At 51.7% G+C, this 17,402-nt stretch carries 18 protein-coding genes and 2 tRNA genes; 12 read left to right on the top strand and 8 right to left on the bottom strand.

What is annotated here, in order from left to right:
- Positions 1 to 42: 42 nt before the first annotated feature.
- On the bottom strand, positions 43 to 798 hold the full coding sequence (gene purN, locus Q3Y66_RS10845; RefSeq protein WP_008956215.1) for a phosphoribosylglycinamide formyltransferase: 756 nt from the start codon (positions 796 to 798) through the stop codon (positions 43 to 45).
- The gene (gene purM / locus Q3Y66_RS10840) at positions 795 to 1,862 is read right to left on the bottom strand and encodes a phosphoribosylformylglycinamidine cyclo-ligase (RefSeq protein WP_008956216.1); all 1,068 of its coding nucleotides are present in this window, start codon (positions 1,860 to 1,862) and stop codon (positions 795 to 797) included. The genes purN and purM overlap by 4 nt, the downstream gene beginning before the upstream one ends.
- Positions 1,863 to 2,087: 225 nt before the next feature.
- Here purM and Q3Y66_RS10835 point away from each other — a divergent pair, with 225 nt between their 5' ends.
- Both Q3Y66_RS10835 and hda read left to right on the top strand, forming a co-directional pair.
- Positions 2,088 to 3,233: an AI-2E family transporter gene (locus Q3Y66_RS10835; protein WP_008956217.1), complete on the top strand. Its 1,146-nt coding sequence runs from the start codon at positions 2,088 to 2,090 to the stop codon at positions 3,231 to 3,233.
- Entirely contained in the window at positions 3,230 to 3,937 is a 708-nt protein-coding gene (gene hda / locus Q3Y66_RS10830) for a DnaA regulatory inactivator Hda (protein ID WP_008956218.1), read from the top strand. Before Q3Y66_RS10835 ends, hda begins: the two co-directional genes overlap by 4 nt.
- Positions 3,938 to 4,094: 157 nt before the next feature.
- Here hda and Q3Y66_RS10825 read toward each other — a convergent pair whose 3' ends face one another.
- Entirely contained in the window at positions 4,095 to 4,469 is a 375-nt protein-coding gene (locus tag Q3Y66_RS10825) for a phasin family protein (protein ID WP_008956219.1), read from the bottom strand.
- Between the two features lie 308 nt (positions 4,470 to 4,777).
- Between Q3Y66_RS10825 and Q3Y66_RS10820 the strand changes: the two genes are divergently transcribed.
- A complete protein-coding gene (locus tag Q3Y66_RS10820; RefSeq protein WP_008956220.1) occupies positions 4,778 to 6,154 on the top strand; it encodes a lyase family protein in 1,377 nt (458 codons plus the stop codon).
- Positions 6,155 to 6,175: 21 nt separating this feature from the next.
- Here the strand turns inward: Q3Y66_RS10820 and Q3Y66_RS10815 are convergent, their stop codons facing one another.
- Complete coding sequence (locus Q3Y66_RS10815; protein ID WP_008956221.1) at positions 6,176 to 7,246, bottom strand: endonuclease/exonuclease/phosphatase family protein; 1,071 nt, start codon at positions 7,244 to 7,246, stop codon at positions 6,176 to 6,178.
- 216 nt (positions 7,247 to 7,462) lie between these two features.
- Here Q3Y66_RS10815 and Q3Y66_RS10810 point away from each other — a divergent pair.
- Positions 7,463 to 7,539: transfer RNA gene (locus tag Q3Y66_RS10810), tRNA-Val, on the top strand.
- Positions 7,540 to 7,562: 23 nt separating this feature from the next.
- A tRNA-Val gene (locus Q3Y66_RS10805) sits at positions 7,563 to 7,639 on the top strand.
- 56 nt (positions 7,640 to 7,695) lie between these two features.
- On the opposite strand, the gene Q3Y66_RS10800 is transcribed toward Q3Y66_RS10805, so the two are convergent.
- The 4 genes from Q3Y66_RS10800 to Q3Y66_RS10785 all read right to left on the bottom strand — a co-directional run bounded on the left by Q3Y66_RS10800 (position 7,696) and on the right by Q3Y66_RS10785 (position 10,864).
- Positions 7,696 to 8,175 (bottom strand): GAF domain-containing protein, encoded by a 480-nt coding sequence (locus Q3Y66_RS10800; protein ID WP_008956222.1) that lies wholly within the window; start codon positions 8,173 to 8,175, stop codon positions 7,696 to 7,698.
- A gap of 100 nt (positions 8,176 to 8,275) precedes the next feature.
- Positions 8,276 to 9,067, bottom strand: a complete 792-nt coding sequence (locus tag Q3Y66_RS10795; protein ID WP_008956223.1) for a MetQ/NlpA family ABC transporter substrate-binding protein — start codon at positions 9,065 to 9,067, stop codon at positions 8,276 to 8,278.
- 104 nt (positions 9,068 to 9,171) lie between these two features.
- The gene (locus Q3Y66_RS10790; RefSeq protein WP_008956224.1) at positions 9,172 to 9,825 is read right to left on the bottom strand and encodes a methionine ABC transporter permease; all 654 of its coding nucleotides are present in this window, start codon (positions 9,823 to 9,825) and stop codon (positions 9,172 to 9,174) included.
- Positions 9,806 to 10,864 (bottom strand): methionine ABC transporter ATP-binding protein, encoded by a 1,059-nt coding sequence (locus Q3Y66_RS10785; protein WP_008956225.1) that lies wholly within the window; start codon positions 10,862 to 10,864, stop codon positions 9,806 to 9,808. Before Q3Y66_RS10785 ends, Q3Y66_RS10790 begins: the two co-directional genes overlap by 20 nt.
- 574 nt (positions 10,865 to 11,438) lie before the next feature.
- Between Q3Y66_RS10785 and Q3Y66_RS10780 the strand changes: the two genes are divergently transcribed.
- The 7 genes from Q3Y66_RS10780 to Q3Y66_RS10750 all read left to right on the top strand — a co-directional run bounded on the left by Q3Y66_RS10780 (position 11,439) and on the right by Q3Y66_RS10750 (position 17,393).
- Positions 11,439 to 12,080: a riboflavin synthase gene (locus tag Q3Y66_RS10780; RefSeq protein WP_008956226.1), complete on the top strand. Its 642-nt coding sequence runs from the start codon at positions 11,439 to 11,441 to the stop codon at positions 12,078 to 12,080.
- A gap of 201 nt (positions 12,081 to 12,281) precedes the next feature.
- Positions 12,282 to 13,580 carry an NCS2 family permease gene (locus tag Q3Y66_RS10775; protein WP_008956227.1) on the top strand — a complete coding sequence of 433 codons (1,299 nt, stop codon included), beginning with the start codon at positions 12,282 to 12,284 and terminating at the stop codon, positions 13,578 to 13,580.
- A 53-nt stretch (positions 13,581 to 13,633) separates the two neighbouring features.
- Positions 13,634 to 14,179, top strand: coding sequence for an adenine phosphoribosyltransferase (locus tag Q3Y66_RS10770; RefSeq protein ID WP_008956228.1), 546 nt, complete (start codon positions 13,634 to 13,636; stop codon positions 14,177 to 14,179).
- A gap of 5 nt (positions 14,180 to 14,184) precedes the next feature.
- Positions 14,185 to 14,664: a xanthine phosphoribosyltransferase gene (gene gpt / locus Q3Y66_RS10765; protein ID WP_008956229.1), complete on the top strand. Its 480-nt coding sequence runs from the start codon at positions 14,185 to 14,187 to the stop codon at positions 14,662 to 14,664.
- A gap of 2 nt (positions 14,665 to 14,666) precedes the next feature.
- Positions 14,667 to 15,350 carry a uracil-DNA glycosylase gene (gene ung / locus Q3Y66_RS10760; RefSeq protein ID WP_193365441.1) on the top strand — a complete coding sequence of 228 codons (684 nt, stop codon included), beginning with the start codon at positions 14,667 to 14,669 and terminating at the stop codon, positions 15,348 to 15,350.
- A gap of 93 nt (positions 15,351 to 15,443) precedes the next feature.
- Positions 15,444 to 16,073: a uracil phosphoribosyltransferase gene (gene upp / locus Q3Y66_RS10755; RefSeq protein WP_008956231.1), complete on the top strand. Its 630-nt coding sequence runs from the start codon at positions 15,444 to 15,446 to the stop codon at positions 16,071 to 16,073.
- Positions 16,074 to 16,160: 87 nt separating this feature from the next.
- Positions 16,161 to 17,393 carry a uracil-xanthine permease family protein gene (locus tag Q3Y66_RS10750; protein WP_008956232.1) on the top strand — a complete coding sequence of 411 codons (1,233 nt, stop codon included), beginning with the start codon at positions 16,161 to 16,163 and terminating at the stop codon, positions 17,391 to 17,393.
- Positions 17,394 to 17,402: the final 9 nt, after the last annotated feature.

Raw genomic sequence — 17,402 nt, 5'->3', positions numbered from 1 at the left:
TTCAAGCTGAGTGAACAGTCATTTCCGGCTAGAAAGCATTAATTAGTCCTGCTGTTCGTCATCCAGCTCCTCATCTAGCTCTTCAGCAGCGTCGGCGTGAGAAAGCCGCATTCCATGCTCGGGTAACAGATGACCGTCCATTTTGGCGCCTTCGGCGCTGAACTGCAGTCGGCCTTCCAAAAACCACTGCACTGCAATCGGGTAGAGTAAATGCTCACGGGAACGCACTTTTTCCTGCAGTGTTTCCACCGTGTCGTCAGAGCTGACCTGGAGCTCAGCTTGCAGCACGACGGGCCCACCATCCAGCTCTTCGGTGACAAAGTGCACGCTGCATCCATGGCTGGTAACCCCGGCTGCCAGGGCACGGGCGTGAGTATTAAGCCCTTGGTACTCGGGGAGCAGCGAAGGGTGAATATTCAGCATGCGACCTAAGAAACGCTGAACAAAGCGAGGCGTCAAAATACGCATGAAGCCTGCCAGAACGATAAGATCCGGTTCATGACGTTCAATGACTTTGATCAACGCGCCATCATAAGCTTCACGGCTATCGTACTCGCGATGGGGCAGGGCGACTGCTTCAATGCCCGCTTCGTGGGCACGCTTCAATCCGTAGGCATCAGCGACGTTGGAAATGACCGCGACAATCTCTCCGCCGCCTAAACGGTCATGGGACTGGGCATCAATCAAGGCCTGTAGATTGCTGCCGTTACCTGAAACCAACACCACGATACGGCGGGCCCCGAGGGGGTCTGGCGTCACGTCTTTGATAGTGTCGCTTTGATAGTCCGTATTGGTCATGCCGAGAGGTTCTCCAGAATAACGGCTTCCCCTTGACGTTTGGTGATCTGACCTAGGCGGTAAACAGTTTCGCCTTCAGCTTCTAGATGTGCCGTTGCACGCTCTGCTTGCTGTTGTGGCACCACAACGACCATGCCGATACCGCAATTAAGCACACGGTGCATTTCGGTTTCGTTGACGTTGCCCTGTGCCTGCAGCCAGTCAAATACGGCAGGGCGCTGCCAGCTATTAATATCAATATGAGCAGCGAGAGCATCCGGTAGAACGCGGGGAATATTTTCAAGCAGACCGCCACCGGTAATGTGTGACAGTGCGTGCACAGGAATGTCACTACCGCGCATTAACGAGAGCAGTGATTTCACATAAATGCGGGTGGGCGCCATCAATGCATCACCCAAAGACTTGCCGTCGATGTCGGTGGTCAACGAAGCGTTACTGATATCGAGTATTTTGCGAATCAGCGAGTAACCGTTGGAGTGTGGTCCTGAGGATGCAAGCCCCAGGATGACATCACCTTCGGCCACTTTGCTGCCATCCAGAATGTCTGCTTTCTCAACTACGCCGACACAAAAACCAGCTAAATCGTAATCGCTGCCTTCGTACATGCCTGGCATTTCGGCAGTTTCACCGCCGACCAGTGCACAGCCGGCCAGCTCGCAGCCAGCACCAATGCCGGTGACAACGTCAGCAGCAATATCCACATCGAGCTTACCCGTGGCATAGTAGTCAAGAAATAGTAGCGGCTCGGCGCCAGCCACGATCAAATCGTTGACACACATCGCGACTAAATCAATCCCAATCGTGTCGTGTTTGCCAAGATCCATCGCGAGGCGCAGTTTGGTGCCGACGCCATCGGTACCCGAGACAAGCACGGGTTGCCGATAGCCCGCCGGAATTTCACATAGCGCGCCAAAACCACCCAGCCCGCCCATGACTTCTGGGCGTGTGGTGCGTTTGGCAACGTGTTTGATGCGGTCAACCAGGGCATTACCGGCATCAATATCGACGCCTGCGTCCTTATAGCTGAGGGAAGGAGTAGCCGAAGAAGAGGAGGTCTCGGTCATGACAGATCCTGTGAAGCAATTAGCGGTGCTGGTAGTGCTGGCGACAAAGCCAGTGCTGGGCTTAACTTGAGCGGATTGTAACACTCAGCGGCCCAGGTCGCACCGCTGTGACACATGATGAAAAGCATACGAGCAGCTTTTGTTCATATGCGGCATAGTAGTGGTAAGTAAAAATAGTAGCGTTTAATGAAAATGTTGGTTTAAAGCCACGTTTGAGAGGGAACTATGCGGAATTCTTGGTGGGGTGTCCTGTTTTTAGTGGTGATCGGCGGTTTGATTTATTTGTTAGATGCAGTACTGATGCCTTTTATTGCTGGGATGATTCTCGCTTATCTAGCCGATCCGTTAGCAAACCAGTTCCAGCGTTGGGGGATGAACCGCCCATTAGCGGTAAGTAGTGTGTTTTTGGTGTTACTCCTTATTCTTGTGGTGAGTTTGCTCATATTGATTCCGCTGATTGTCCAGCAGCTTAAACAATTGGGAGAAGCCATCCCGAGCATCTTCAACTGGGTGGAAAATATCCTTGCCCCACAGGTGCAGGAGTGGACTGGCTACGATGTGACGGCGGAATTAACCAATGTCCGCGAAACCCTCGCTGAAAACTGGCAGGATGCCGGTGGCTATTTAGCCCAGGCCTTAGGCCAAATTGGCCGTTCAGGGATGGCATTCGTTTCTTGGATTACCTATGTGGCCTTGATACCCGTCGTTACTTTCTATTTGCTTTTGGATTGGAACCGTCTGCTCGATAATGTTGCCAATTTGATTCCGCGTCAGTGGGCAGATGATACCTTTCGCTTAGCGCGCCGCTGCGATGAAGTGCTTTCCTCATTTTTGCGCGGGCAGTTGCTCGTTATGCTGTGTTTAGGAATTATTTATTCGGTAGGTTTGACGCTGATGGGCCTAAATTTTGGCCTACTAATCGGCTTTGTATCAGGACTAGTCAGCATCGTACCGTTTTTGGGCTTTATCGTTGGGTTAGTAATCGCTCTTGTTGTCGCGCTTTTCCAGTACGCTACTTGGTGGGCCGTGGTCGGCGTCATTTTGGTGTTCAGTGTCGGCCAAATGGCTGAGAGTGTGATCCTACAGCCTAAGTTACTAGGTGATAAAATCGGTCTGCATCCGGTCGCCGTCATATTTGCCGTGCTGGCGGGGGGGAATCTATTTGGTCTGACAGGGGTGCTGTTAGCACTGCCCGTCGCGGCGGTCATCCTAGTGCTACTTAAAGAAGTTAAGGTTCGTTACCAACATAGTGAGTTGTACGACGATAAAAACATCGACAACCAGTCAACGATAATTGAATCCAGTTCTTCATATCATGATGAGTTGGGTCGCGATAAGCAGGGTCGTAAAGATTTTGGGGAATCATCATGAGCCGAATACCGGCACAGCTTCCACTGGGGATTGGGCTGCGGGATGACGCTACTTTCGATAACTATTATGCGTCGCGGGCAAACGCGCCGCTGGTTGAGCATATTACCCAGCAGTTAACCCCCACGGGGGAACAGTTTCTTTATCTCTGGGGCGCACCTGGTGTTGGCCGTAGTCATTTGCTTCAAGCCGCTTGCCACGCTGCATCGGACGCTGACAAGCGCACGCTTTATTTGCCACTGAGTGATTTAGGCCACTTTCCGCCATTAATGTTGGAAGATATTGAGCGCTTGGATCTTGTCGCTATTGATGACCTGGAGTGTGTGATTGGTCGCAAACGTTGGGAAGAAGCGTTATTTCACGCCTTTAATCGGCTGCGTGATGCAGGTAAAAAACTGGTGATTACGGCAAGCGCCTCCCCACGCCAGTTAAATGTGGTACTGCCCGATTTGGCCTCGCGTTTGACTTGGGGGGTAACCTTCCACGTGCGCCCTTTAGAAAACGATGAAGAGCGTTTGGCAGCTTTAAAGCTGCGCGCCAGCGTGAGAGGAATGCAGCTACCCGATGACGTCGGGCGCTATATTTTGCATCGTGGCCCGCGCGAGTTAGGCGAGCTTTGCCGTGCGGTGGAAACACTGGATAAAGCGTCTTTATCGGCCAAGCGTAAACTAACCATTCCGTTTGTGAAATCTGCGCTTAGTTGGTGAACTGAGATAGTGGTGAAGTGATATGGTTGGTGAAATGAGATGGTTGTTGAGATGAGAGGACTGGTGAAACGTAGATGAAAATTGATGACGCAGTGACTAAAACGCCACCGCTGGCGGGGCCAGTGGTGGCGTTACGGATTACTTAAACCTTGTTGGTTTAGGCAGTTTTCGTCATTTTGCTAGCGGCAGTTTGCGCCTGCTTGACGTTATCTTCAGTAATTTTTTGGCTTTTCTGGATAAAGTCCTGCTGTAGCGATACAACTTTATCTGCGTCGCCTTTAGCGCGCTCGGCTAAGTCTTTAGCAACTTTCTGCTGGCCTTCCATGTAACTACGCAGACCTTCTGCATCTTTGACATCCATCATCTGGCGCATCTGCGCAACGCCTGTGTCGAAATAGGCTTTGCTGGCATCCATTTGAGCATTGACCATTTTTTCGCTGTAATCGATGCTCAATGCCATATAAGCGCGTACTGGCGCCATAAACATGTTGTCAAATTGCTGAGTCATTTCGTTAGTGTTTAAAGTACGCATCGTCATACCCTCCAGGGTCTAGTCTTGCCAAAAGCAGCTATCCAGAGGTTGGCGCTGCTTATTGATTGGGTAGCTTTTTAAGCTATCTTGCGATGCAGCATAGCAACTGTTTTTGTGCAGTGCAACATCTGGCTTTAGGCATCTTAGAATAGAGGGCAAGTAAGTGTATGTGGGCAAGGTCATGTTTACCCGCATGGCTCAACCAGCTAGCTTAAAGGGAGTCGATGCAGTTTTATGCTGGCGAACGAAAGAGAGAGTATGCGCTCAGATAAGCAGCACTATTAATCTCACTGATGGGAGTAAGAGCAATGGCAACACGGATGGAACGCGACAGCATGGGCGAACTGGAAGTGCCTTTCGATGCCCTCTACGGCGCGCAGACACAGCGGGCAATCAATAACTTTCCTGTTTCCCATACGCCTATGCCGACCGCTTTTATTCATGCGGTCACCCGCATCAAACTAGCCGCAGCACGCGCAAACCAAATCCTGGGAGGGTTAGATAGCGCACGTGGCGAAGCTATCCAAAAAGCGGCTCGTGACGTATTAACCGGCAAGCATGACCAGCATTTCCCCATCGATGTTTTTCAAACCGGTTCAGGCACTTCCACCAATATGAACGTCAACGAGGTGTTGGCGACCTTGGCGAGCCGTGAGGGCGTTGAGGTAACCCCGAACGATCACGTTAATATGGGGCAGTCGAGTAATGATGTAATCCCAACGGCGATCCATCTTTCGTCGGCCATTGCCGTTCACGAATCGCTGCGTCCAGCCCTTGTTCATCTGCGCGATACTATTGATCAGCGCGCGAGCGAACTAAGCCATGTGGTAAAAACCGGCCGTACGCATCTTATGGACGCTATGCCGCTGCGCATGGATCAAGAGCTAGGCGCCTGGTCGAGCCAGATTAATCAGGCCATAGAGCGTTTTGACAGCGCAATGAAGAGGCTCTGCAGATTAGCGCAAGGCGGGACCGCTGTAGGTACCGGTGTTAACGCGCCAGCCGGTTTTGCTGAGCAGGTTGCTCAAGAGCTTAGTGAACAGACCGGGTTAATGTTCACACCCAATGACAGCTTTTTTGCCAGCCTTTCGTCACAAGATGCAGCGGTAGAGCTGTCGGGGCAACTGAAAGGGCTCGCCTGTGTAATCATGAAAATTGCCAATGATTTGCGCTGGATGAACTCTGGCCCACTGGCAGGGCTGGGGGAAATTGAACTTGAGGCACTGCAGCCCGGTAGCTCCATTATGCCAGGCAAAGTTAACCCGGTGATTCCAGAATCAGCCGCTCAAGCTGCCGCGCAAGTGATTGGCCTGGATACGGCCATTACGGTTGCCGGGCAAAGCGGTAATTTTCAGTTGAACGTGATGTTGCCGCTGGTCGCTTCCAATCTGCTTACCTCCATTAGCCTGATGAGTAATACTGCCCGGCTGCTAGCGGATAGAGCAATTGCGACCTTTAAAGTGCGTGAAGAGAATGTAAAAGGCCCGCTAGCAAAAAATCCTATTTTGGTAACGGCATTAAATGGCGTGATTGGTTATAACGCTGCCGCGGCGATTGCTAAAGAAGCTTATCAAGCCGGGCGGGCGATTATTGATGTCGCCGAGGAGAGGACCGACCTGGATCGCGAAACGTTAGAGCGGTTGCTAGACCCAACCGTGCTTACCCAGGGAGGCGTCCCCGAGTAAGCAATGCAAGTAAGCCAGCGATCAGGTCTCTTGTTTTTCAATTTTACCTTCTTGGATTGTTTCGCTGGCCTCACTTCGCTCTTCCGTACTGGCCTCTGGGGTTTCTGCTTCATTTTTGCGCGAAGGGCGATAGCAAAACGTTGCCAACATAGGAAAATGATCAGAACCGAAATATTTCAGCCGCTGCATACCCACCAGCGTGAAGTGTTCGGTCACAAAAATATGGTCCAGAGGCCAGCGCAATATCGGGTATTTGGCGTGGAAGGTGCTGAACAACCCGCGTCCTCGGCGTGGGTCGAGCATGCCGCCAACACGACAAAACAGGCGTGTTGTGCGTGACCATGCCACGTCGTTGAGGTCGCCAGCGACTAGCGTCGGTTGGGGGTCTTCATGAATACGTTTGCCTACCAACAACAGCTCTGCATCGCGCCAAAGGGATTTTTCACTCTCGCTGGGTGCTGGCGGGCGAGGGTGTAGGGCAAATAGGCGAATAGAGTCGCCGTTAGCTAGTGTTACTCTGGTATGAATAGACGGTATGTCATCTTGAATCAACCATTCAACGGAGGTGTCGGTAAGCTCAAGATGAGAATAGAGGTGCATGCCGTAAAGGTTGTCTAGCGGGATTTTAACGCTATTGGGCCATTGCTCAGCTAACGCGGGATCCAATTGGTCTTGCCACCACTGGTCAGACTCTAGCGTTAATACGATGTCAGGCTGGTGCTGTTTGATCATATCGATTAACGGTTGAGCTTGCCGGTTAGGTGTCAGCACGTTAGCAATCAGCAGGGTAATGGTTTTATCGTCGTCGTTACTCTTCGCTGTTTTAACCTGTATAGGCCATAGGCGAGTAAAAGGCATAATGTAGTAGCCTTGAATCAGAAAAGTGAGGCCTGACGCAAGTAGTGTTACCCACTGCCATGCTCCCCCTTCCAGCAGGACAACAGCTGAAAGCCAAGTGATTATCGCCAGACAAGCAATCTGCAAGCGTGGAAATTCAAAGCTGCGGATCCACCACCAGTGTAATTCTATGCGTGCAATCAGTGTCGCTATTAATAACACGATGGCTATGCTTCCTAGCAAAATACCCAGCATGATCAATCACCCTTAATGAATATCAAGAATATTAAAATACCCAGCCTAGCGCTATAAGGATTATAAAGATAGAAATGCGCTATAAATGACGACCTGTATCCCGTTGAGCAGCTCAAGGCGCATTCGTTAGTGGTGTAAAATAGCTTGCAATTCAGTGATGAAAGCGTAAAATACGCATCCGTTGCTTAGCTAGCGCTATATGTTTCAGCGCGCAATAGGATCATAGCTCAGTTGGTTAGAGCGCCACGTTGACATCGTGGAGGTCGGCGGTTCAAATCCGCCTGATCCTACCATTTGCTAGCCAGCCCCAATTTCTAGGACCATAGCTCAGTTGGTTAGAGCGCCACGTTGACATCGTGGAGGTCGGCGGTTCAAATCCGCCTGGTCCTACCAGCTGACACTAAAAGCACCCCGGCATTTATTGCACGGGGTGTTTTTGTATGGGCGTTTTAGCGTTCAATTAAGTCGGGAAGCTCTGTCTGACGTATAAAGGTGGCGACTAGGGCTTCAATGCCTGCTTGGTCTTGTGAGGTAAAGCGCGCATGAAGAGGGCTGTCCAGATCAAGAACCCCCCAAAGAGTGCCGTTGGCCACAATGGGTACTACCAGCTCGGAGCGTGAGTTGGCGTCGCAGGCAATATGGTCAGCCACCGCATGCACATCGTCGATTCGCTGGGTGATTTGCTGGCGTGCAGCGGCACCGCATACGCCTTTGCTGAATGGGATCGGGTGGCAGGCAGGCTGCCCTTGGAACGGGCCCAGGCCCAAGACGTCAGGCTGGCGCTGGAGATAAAAGCCGACCCAGTTAAGGTCGCTGAGCTGCTGCTGAATAAAAGCACACGTTTGGGCGCTGTTGGTGAGCCAGTCACGCGTGTCAAGCAGCGCTTCGAGCTGGCGATTGAGGAGTGGATAGTCAACGCTGTTTTGCATGAGACCTCTCTTGCTACTAACGCATCAGGCCGACACTTTTTGCATAGAGGTGCCTATGCGTGTCGGCCTGATGTCATCTATTGATGGCTAATTTTCGGTTTTACTCGGTCCAGCCAGGTACCGCAGCACCTTTAAATAGCTCTTCCGCTTTTTCAATCACTTCATCACGCTGATAGGCGTCGACCAGTTGGCGAATCTCTTCGCGTTCTTCGTCACCGCCACGTACGGCGATCAAGTTAACGTACGGGGACTCAGGGCCTTCTTTGATCAAGGCGTCGTCCAGGCTCAAGCCTGCAGGCTGCGCGAAGGTATTATTGATGAACGCCATATCGACATCAGGCAGTACGCGAGGAAGCTGGGCAGCCTCAATTTCGCGGAAACGGAAGTCGCGGGGATTTTCAGCGATATCAATAGGTGTTGATTCCAGAAACTCTGGGTCGTTAAGGGTGATCAGTCCTTCGTTGTGCATCAGGATCAACGCGCGGCCTTCGTTGGAAGGATCGTTGGGCAGCGCGATTTGTGCACCGTCAGGTAGATCGTCGATGCTGTCGTATTTTTCTGAGTAAGCGCCGATTGGGTAAACGAAGGTGTAACCAGCAATTGCCAGGTCATAGCCGCGATCTTCTACCATCGACTGCAAGTAGGGCTCGTGCTGGTAGGCGTTGGCATCCAGGCTGCCGTCGGCTAGGGCTGCATTGGGCGTAACGTAATCAGTGAACTCAATGATTTCGACATCCAAGTCATACTCTTCTTTGGCAATGCGCGCTGCCACTTCCATTACTTCGGTTTCAGGGCCGGCAACGGTACCCATCTTGATGCTGCGCGTTTCAGCGTTAGCGACGTTAACCGCAAGGGCTAAGGCGGTAAGACTACCAATAATGAGTTTTTGCATGTGGTCTCTCCAGTAACGTTGTACGTAATAATGCAATGATGCGGCAATAAGAAACGGTTGTCTAATGCGATTTGGTTATATTGAATTGTTTCGTGGTGGCGCTTTTATTTACGATCACTCTTGCGTACCAAGTAGTCACCCAGGCTTTGGAAGCCCTGCACCATAACAACCAGAATCACTACCGTAATCAGCATGATGGTGGGATTGAAGCGGTTATAGCCGTAGCGAATGCCTAAGTCGCCTAGGCCGCCGCCGCCGACGGCGCCCGCCATGGCGGAGTAACTGACCAGCGTGACGGCGGTAATCGTTAAGCCAGTCATGATTCCGCCACGGGCTTCTGGGATTAGCACTTTGCAAATGATCTGCCACGGCGTTGCCCCCATGGCTTGGGCGGCCTCAATTAATCCTGGCGAAATTTCATTCAGCGCTGCTTCTACCAGCCGAGCAACAAACGGAATGGCAGCAATAGTAAGCGGCACTGACGCGGCGTTAATACCAATTGAGGTGCCCACCAACATGCGCGTAAAAGGAATAATGGCCACCATCAAAATAATGAACGGAATAGAGCGGCCAATGTTGGTAATAATGCTCAGCAATTGATTGAGCACCGGCTTCGCCAATATTTGGCGTGGGCGGGTGACATACAGCATCACGCCAAGCGGTAGGCCCACTAAGGTGGAAATAAGCCCTGAAACGGCCACCATATAAAGGGTATCCAACGTGGCCTGTAAGATAAGATCAATCATTGCGCTGGACATGGCCGAGTACCTCTACCTGTAGTTGATGAGATTCAAGATAGGTCATGGCTTGCTGAGTTTGCGTCGGCGTGCCCAGTAGCTCAGCGATCATCAGCCCCAAAGTGCGTTCCTGGATCGACTCTACCTTGGCTTGCAAAATGCTGACATCGACCCCGCACTCGCGAGCTAGGCGCGAAATCAGCGGTGTGGAAACTGCGTCGCCAGAAAACGTTAGGCGTACCACCGGGTGTGTATTGTCGCCAGGGGTATCAACGAGCCTTTCTATCAGTTCTTTAGGTGGCGTCAGCTGAAGAAAGTCGTTGAGAAACTCACGGCCAAGCTGGGTGCGGGGGGCAGTAAAGAAGTCGCCGACTTCAGAATCCTCCACCAATTCGCCATCTGAGATCAGGCTGACGCGGTGGCAGATCGATTTCACCACTTCCATCTCGTGAGTGATCAGTAGAATGGTGATCCCCAATTGATGATTAATGTCACGCAGCAGTTCTAATATAGAGCTGGTGGTTTGTGGATCCAGTGCTGAGGTGGCTTCATCGCACAACAATACCTGCGGTTTGCTGGCCAGTGCCCGAGCAATCGCAACGCGCTGTTTCTGGCCGCCCGAAAGCTGGGCGGGGTACTGATCCGCTTTATCTGCCAGACCAACCATTTCCAGCAGTGGAATAACGCGTTCGCGAACGGTATGGCGTTTTTGTCCCATCAGCTCAAGCGGTAGGGCAACGTTATCGAAGACCGAGCGCGTGGTTAGCAGATTGAAGTGCTGAAAAATCATACCGATGCGGTGACGCGCCCGGTTAAGGGCTGCGTTACTCAGGCTTGTCATTTCCTGGCCATCCACTGTCACGGTGCCACTCGTGGGGCGCTCTAGCAGATTAACGCAGCGAATTAGCGTCGATTTCCCCGCGCCAGACAGGCCAATGACGCCGTGAATGGTGCCTTTGGGAACGATGAGGTTGGCTTTTTTAAGCGCATGGATGGCATTGGAGCCGTTGCCTTTGTTGTTGCTGAAATAGGTTTTACTGACGTTGCTAAGTTCAATCATAGCGTCTGCCTTAACGGTAGGCCGAAGACGGAGTGCGGGGCGCAAGCATTGGGCGGGTCAGTGTAGGGCGGGCCAGCAGCGAATGAGAAACAAAAAAGGCCACCCTAATGGGCGGCCATCAACGCTGGACACACCCTTTTAGCTGCACTTCACCGAGTTAGAAACTTGGTGGACGCCCGCAATCTGGGTACAAATCGGCGTCATTACATTTGCGGCAAAAGCTTAGAGATAGGTAGGTGTTTTGTCAATTATAGCCGTCTGATTTTATGTTTTAGGAGCTTAAAATAGTCTTTTATTCTATTAGAAAAGAGTGTTTAGGTTTTTAGAGCTGTCGACAGGCTTAGAGGGGCGTGTTCGACGAGAGAAAAACACGCTAACGCAAGACCCTATAAAAACGAGTGACGTAGAATAGAGGGCCTCACGTTTCATGCTCTTATGGAAATCACCATAAGAGTGCACACATAGGGGGCGCCAGTAGTAAGCTTGTGCCCGTGATTTTGGTTATTTTTACCTCCCCGCTTTTAATACTTAGTTTTTTAATACTTAGTTTTTACCCATTAGGAGAATGAGCCATATGTTTACGGGCATTGTGCAAGGGGTCGCCAAGGTAGTAGCGGTGCGTGAGCTGGATGATTTTCGCGTACATGTTGTGGAAATGCCGCCAGCTATGCGCGAGGGGCTTGAGATTGGTGCATCTGTTGCTCATAACGGCGTTTGCTTAACGGTGACGGCCATTGATGGTGATAGCGTTAGTTTTGATTTGATGCGTGAAACGCTGAGATTGACTAATCTTGGTGCAATTGTGCCAGGGCAATGCGTCAATATAGAGCGTGCGGCGCGTTTTGGCGATGAGATTGGTGGGCACTCTATGTCTGGGCACATCATTTCCATGGCAGAGGTAGTGGCTATTGAAGAAGCGCCCAATAACCGTCGATTATGGTTTTCCTTGCCGGAAAGGCTTGGCCGATTTGTGTTCGAGAAAGGCTATATCGGGGTGGACGGTATCAGTTTGACTATCGGTGATGTACGTCAAAGCGATAGCGGAAGCGTAGAGTTTAGTGTCAATTTAATCCCTGAAACCTTGTCGCGCACTACGCTTCAGGATCGAGCGCCAGGGGACCAAGTCAATATTGAAATTGATCCGCAAACCCAGGTGATCGTTGAAACGGTAGAGCGCGTGCTCTCTCAAAAAAGCGGGCGCAGCAACACTCATTAGCTTAATCCGCCATTGAATTGACCGGTCGGTTAGGTTGTGGCCTGAAGATTGCTTGGTATACAGCGGCGGGGCTGCTCTCGCTTACATGGGTCGCCATGCTGAAGCGCTCGCATCACGGTGAGCGTTTCGGTAGTATGTGCGGCTTTTCTCAGCACCAGAACGCGTGCGCGTGCTGCGTTATCGCTAAGGATAAGAAAATTCATGAAACTTCTGGATAGTTATTTCAAGCTCACTGAGCACAAAACTAATGTGAAAACAGAAGTTATCGCCGGGATCACTACGTTCCTGACGATGGCCTACATTATTTTTGTTAACCCGAGCATCCTGTCTGAAGCGGGCATGGACTACGGTGCGGTATTTGTGGCGACGTGCATCGCCGCAGCGATTGGCTGTTTCGTGATGGGCCTATGGGCCAATTATCCAATCGCCCAAGCACCAGGCATGGGGTTGAATGCGTTTTTTACCTACGGCGTTGTATTGGGTATGGGATATACATGGGAAGCGGCACTCGGCGCCGTCTTCTTCTCTGGTCTCACTTTCTTCCTGTTAAGCATTTTTAGAATTCGTGAATGGATTATTAACTCTATTCCTATGACATTGCGACTCGGGATCGCTGCTGGTATCGGTCTTTTCTTGGCGATGATTGCGCTGAAAAATGCCGGTATTGTGGTTGCTAATCCCGCTACTTTCGTTTCGTTAGGCGATCTATCTCAGCCGCCGGCCCTATATGCGCTGTTAGGCTTTTTTGTGATTACCGCACTTTCTTACCTGCGCGTCACCGGTGCGGTAATGATCGGTATTTTGGGCGTGACAGTGATTGCCATGGTGCTGGGCCATAATGAGTACGGCGGTTTAATGTCGATGCCACCTTCGATTGCGCCTACGTTTATGGCGATGGATTTAATGGGTGCGCTAGATGTAGCGATGCTCAGCGTCATTTTTGCGTTCTTATTTGTTGATCTGTTTGATACCTCTGGCACGTTGGTGGGCGTTGCTCATCGGGGCAAACTACTGGATAAAGATGGCAAGCTGCCGCGCCTTGGTCGTGCCATGATGGCGGACAGTACAGCGTCTATGGCGGGTGCCGCACTGGGTACTTCCACTACCACTAGCTATATTGAATCAACAGCGGGCATCGCATCCGGTGGCCGGACTGGTTTGACGGCGGTGGTCGTTGGTGGCCTATTCCTGATCAGCCTGTTCTTCGCACCGTTGGCGGGCTCCATTCCGGCCTACGCTACCGCTGGCGCGCTGCTGTATGTGGCGGTATTAATGGCGGGCAGCTTGGCGCATGCTAATTGGGAAGATCCAACTGATGCCGCGCCGGTACTGATTGCTGCACTGGCAATGCCGCTGACGTTCTCGATTGCCGAAGGGATTGCACTCGGCTTCATCAGCTATGTAGCGATCAAAACGCTATCAGGCCGATTTAGCGACTTGAATCCGGCCGTTATTATTTTGGCGCTGCTGTTTGCGGTAAGGTATCTCTTCTTGGTTTGATCGGCCTTTTCCGCTTTCTAACTACTTAATTTTACTACTCAATGAGAGGCGCGATGAGCATCTACGGCGACTACATTAAGTCCGTTATTCGCACGGTTCCGGATTGGCCTGAGAAAGGCGTGAATTTTCGCGACATCACTCCTTTGCTGCAAAATAGCGCGGCCTTTCGCAAGCTGATTGATAGCTTCGTACATCGCTATCAGGAAATGAACCTGGATGCTATCGCGGCAATCGATGCGCGCGGTTTCATTATTGGCGCACCGCTCGCTTATGAGTTGGGGTGTAGCTTTGTGCCGGTGCGTAAGAAGGGCAAGCTACCGTTTAAAACCATCAGTGAGACTTATACGCTGGAGTACGGTCATTCGGAAGTTGAGCTGCACTCCGATGCTTTTCAGAAAGACGACCGTATTCTGCTGATGGATGATTTGATCGCCACCGGTGGCACTATGCTGGCAGCCGCTAACCTTATCCAGCGCAGCGGTGGTCATGTAGTGGAAACGGCTACAATTATTGATCTTCCCGAGCTGGGTGGGTCACAGAAAATTCGCGATGCTGGTTACAGCGTATTCGCAGTTTGTTCATTCAACGAAAACGAGTAACCCCCATGAGCAGCGATCGTTATCACCAACACTTCACTGTCTCCTGGGATCAGCTTCATCGTGATGTGCGTACGCTTTGTCATCAGATGATCGAGCGTGATTTTAAGGGCATTGTGGCGATTACCCGCGGCGGCTTAATTCCGGCCGCACTAATCGCCCGTGAGCTTAATATCCGTCTGATCGATACCGTGTGTATTAAGAGCTACGACCATATGGACCAGGGTGGCCTGGATATTATGAAGGGTGTCGACCATGACGGTGACGGCTGGCTGCTAGTCGATGATTTAGTGGACACTGGCAAAACCGCACGCGCAGTTCGCAAAATGTTGCCTAAGGCACACTTTGTGACCATTTATGCCAAGCCGGACGGTCGTCCGTTGGTGGACCAATACCTAACGGAAGTAGCCCAGCAGTGCTGGATTCAGTTTCCTTGGGACATGGGTGTTGCTTACGTTGAACCACTCGTCGATCAAATGAAGAGGTAATGATGGCCAATCCACTTCCTGACGATTGGAGTCAGTGGCTGGGTGATGAGTTTAAGGCTGACTACATGCTCGCGCTAAAGGAGTTTTTGGCGCAGCAGAAGGCGGCTAAAAAAACCATTTACCCCCACTCAACGCAATGGTTTCGCGCCTTTGAGTTAACCCCTCTGCATGAAGTGAAAGTCGTTATCTTGGGGCAAGATCCTTACCACGGCCCCAACCAGGCTCATGGCCTCTGCTTTTCCGTGCAGGCGGGTGTTCCCGTGCCGCCATCGCTGGTTAATATCTATAAAGAGCTGGCTAGCGATGTAGGGTTTACGCCTGTTCGCCATGGCCATCTCGAAGCATGGGCTAAACAGGGCGTGTTATTGCTCAACACATCGCTGACCGTGGAGCAGGGCAATGCGGCCTCTCATCGCGGCAAGGGATGGGAGGTATTTACTGACCGCGCCATTGAAACCGTTAGCCAGCATGCGTCGCCATGTGTGTTTTTGTTATGGGGCAGCCATGCGCGCCAGAAGAAGGCGTTAATTGACCAGCGTCGCCATTTGGTACTTGAAGCCCCGCACCCGTCGCCGCTCTCCGCGCACCGAGGTTTTTTTGGCACCCGGCATTTTTCGCAAGCAAATCAATTCCTGCAAGCGCAGGGGCGCACGCCTATCGAGTGGCAATTGCCGGAAACCCCTTAACCTCCTATTAGGTTGCGGGTAGAATGTGCGCAATTTTGCGTCTAGTGACATACCCAGATTGTCATTTTGAATCCCCAGCTGTGAGGAAGTCCCATGAGTGTTTACGCCATTAACCATCCGCTTGTTCAACATAAGCTGGGACTGATGCGCGAAGTTGATCTGAGCACTAAGAGCTTTCGTGAGCTGGCAGGTGAAGTCGCTAAGCTATTGACCTATGAAGCAACCAAAGGTCTTGAGCTGGAAGATCACGAAATCCAAGGATGGAACGGCGAGCCGATTGCAACACGACGGCTTAAGGGTAAAAAAGTTACTGTGGTACCGATTCTGCGCGCAGGCTTGGGTATGTTAGAAGGAGTAACAGACTTAATTCCCAGTGCTCGAGTCAGTGTTGTCGGTCTTTACCGCGATGAAGAGACGCTTGAGCCGGTCCCGTATTTCGCCAAATTCGCTAACGATATCGAAGAGCGTATGGCAATCGTAATTGACCCCATGCTGGCCACCGGTGGTTCAATGGTGGCTACGTTGGACATGCTGCGTGAGCGTGGCTGTGTGCATATGAAGGTGATTGTGCTCGTCGCTGCCCCTGAAGGCATTAAACGGGTGCAGGAAGCGTATCCCGACATCGAAATTTACACTGCTTCGGTCGATGACCGGCTCGATGAAAATGGCTATATCGTCCCTGGACTAGGTGACGCAGGCGATAAGATTTTCGGAACGCGCTAAGCGCCTTTTTTAAACTAGCCCCTCACGCTTCGCGTTAGGGGCATTTTTTTGCATAGCTACTCTCTAATAATCACTAGGAATTCTCTAATGCGTGAAGCTAACAGCCAAGCAGAGTCGTGGCCAAAAGTAGTCTTAACCGGTGCACAAATGCTATTTGTGGCTTTTGGTGCCTTGGTGTTAGTACCGCTTTTAACTGGACTTGACCCGAGTGTTGCATTGTTTACTGCTGGGGCTGGCACGTTGATATTTCATGCAGTGACGAAGCAAAGTGTGCCCGTTTTTTTGGCCTCTTCGTTTGCTTTTATCGCGCCTATTCAAGGGTCGGTAGCAAGCTTTGGTGTGCCGGCCACGATGGGCGGTCTGATGGCCTCAGGGCTGGTATATGTCGCGATCTCCCAAGCGGTGCGATTAAAGGGAACCGCTTGGCTGCACCGCTTACTGCCTGCCGTAGTAGTCGGGCCGGTAATCATGGTCATTGGCTTGGCGCTGGCGCCTGTGGCTGTCAGCATGGCAACCGGTGAAACCAGTGACAATATCGGCTATGGTCCGGCCATTTTTCTCTCAATGACCAGCTTATTGGTGACTCTGTTGCTGGCCGTCTTTGGCCGTGGTCTGCTCCGCCTGGTGCCGATTATGGGGGGTATCGTCACGGGCTATTGTTTGGCGTTATTAATGGGGTTGGTAGATTTTACCCCGGTACACGAAGCGGCGTGGCTCTCGGTGCCCAGCTTTACCGCCCCCAGTTTTCACTGGGCCGCTATTCTGTTTATGATCCCAGTCGCTATCGCTCCGGCGGTTGAGCACATTGGTGACATGGTCGCTATTGGCTCGGTGACCCGCAAAAACTATTTGGAAAAACCCGGCCTGCATCGCACCCTGCTAGGCGATGGGTTGGCGACTAGTGTGGCAGCGCTATTAGGCGGCCCCCCGAATACTACCTACTCGGAAGTGACAGGGGCTGTAACGCTGACTCGGGCGTTTAACCCCAAGTACATGATTGTTGCTGCGATTTTTGCCATCGTGCTGGCGTTTGTGTCCAAGCTTGGTGCGCTGCTGCAAACCATACCCGGCCCGGTCATGGGCGGTATTATGACGTTGCTGTTTGGTTCTATTGCGGTCGTGGGTATGAACACGCTAGTGCGAGCAGGGCAGTCGCTGACGGCACCTCGTAATTTAGTGGTGGTCTCGCTCATCCTGGTATTTGGAATAGGTGGTATGCAGTTTGGGGGCGGCCAATTTACCCTGCAAGGCGTGAGCTTGGCTGCACTGGTAGGTATTGCGTTGAACTGGCTATTACCCAAGGCGCAAGAGGGCGAGTAAAGTCATCCT

This window comes from Halomonas sp. HAL1 (genome assembly GCF_030544485.1).
Classification (GTDB): Bacteria; Pseudomonadota; Gammaproteobacteria; order Pseudomonadales; family Halomonadaceae; genus Vreelandella; species Vreelandella arctica.
The sequence above is the reverse complement of the archived record's forward strand: the minus strand, read 5'-3'. Positions and strand labels throughout refer to the sequence as shown.

What these genes read in the sequence shown, in the direction of transcription:
- purN (WP_008956215.1), bottom strand. Translation starts at nt 798, where the DNA reads ATGACCAATACGGACTATCAAAGCGACACTATCAAAGACGTGACGCCA.
- purM (WP_008956216.1), bottom strand. Translation starts at nt 1,862, where the DNA reads ATGACCGAGACCTCCTCTTCTTCGGCTACTCCTTCCCTCAGCTATAAG.
- Q3Y66_RS10835 (WP_008956217.1), top strand. Translation starts at nt 2,088, where the DNA reads ATGCGGAATTCTTGGTGGGGTGTCCTGTTTTTAGTGGTGATCGGCGGT.
- hda (WP_008956218.1), top strand. Translation starts at nt 3,230, where the DNA reads ATGAGCCGAATACCGGCACAGCTTCCACTGGGGATTGGGCTGCGGGAT.
- Q3Y66_RS10825 (WP_008956219.1), bottom strand. Translation starts at nt 4,469, where the DNA reads ATGCGTACTTTAAACACTAACGAAATGACTCAGCAATTTGACAACATG.
- Q3Y66_RS10820 (WP_008956220.1), top strand. Translation starts at nt 4,778, where the DNA reads ATGGCAACACGGATGGAACGCGACAGCATGGGCGAACTGGAAGTGCCT.
- Q3Y66_RS10815 (WP_008956221.1), bottom strand. Translation starts at nt 7,246, where the DNA reads ATGCTGGGTATTTTGCTAGGAAGCATAGCCATCGTGTTATTAATAGCG.
- Q3Y66_RS10800 (WP_008956222.1), bottom strand. Translation starts at nt 8,175, where the DNA reads ATGCAAAACAGCGTTGACTATCCACTCCTCAATCGCCAGCTCGAAGCG.
- Q3Y66_RS10795 (WP_008956223.1), bottom strand. Translation starts at nt 9,067, where the DNA reads ATGCAAAAACTCATTATTGGTAGTCTTACCGCCTTAGCCCTTGCGGTT.
- Q3Y66_RS10790 (WP_008956224.1), bottom strand. Translation starts at nt 9,825, where the DNA reads ATGTCCAGCGCAATGATTGATCTTATCTTACAGGCCACGTTGGATACC.
- Q3Y66_RS10785 (WP_008956225.1), bottom strand. Translation starts at nt 10,864, where the DNA reads ATGATTGAACTTAGCAACGTCAGTAAAACCTATTTCAGCAACAACAAA.
- Q3Y66_RS10780 (WP_008956226.1), top strand. Translation starts at nt 11,439, where the DNA reads ATGTTTACGGGCATTGTGCAAGGGGTCGCCAAGGTAGTAGCGGTGCGT.
- Q3Y66_RS10775 (WP_008956227.1), top strand. Translation starts at nt 12,282, where the DNA reads ATGAAACTTCTGGATAGTTATTTCAAGCTCACTGAGCACAAAACTAAT.
- Q3Y66_RS10770 (WP_008956228.1), top strand. Translation starts at nt 13,634, where the DNA reads ATGAGCATCTACGGCGACTACATTAAGTCCGTTATTCGCACGGTTCCG.
- gpt (WP_008956229.1), top strand. Translation starts at nt 14,185, where the DNA reads ATGAGCAGCGATCGTTATCACCAACACTTCACTGTCTCCTGGGATCAG.
- ung (WP_193365441.1), top strand. Translation starts at nt 14,667, where the DNA reads ATGGCCAATCCACTTCCTGACGATTGGAGTCAGTGGCTGGGTGATGAG.
- upp (WP_008956231.1), top strand. Translation starts at nt 15,444, where the DNA reads ATGAGTGTTTACGCCATTAACCATCCGCTTGTTCAACATAAGCTGGGA.
- Q3Y66_RS10750 (WP_008956232.1), top strand. Translation starts at nt 16,161, where the DNA reads ATGCGTGAAGCTAACAGCCAAGCAGAGTCGTGGCCAAAAGTAGTCTTA.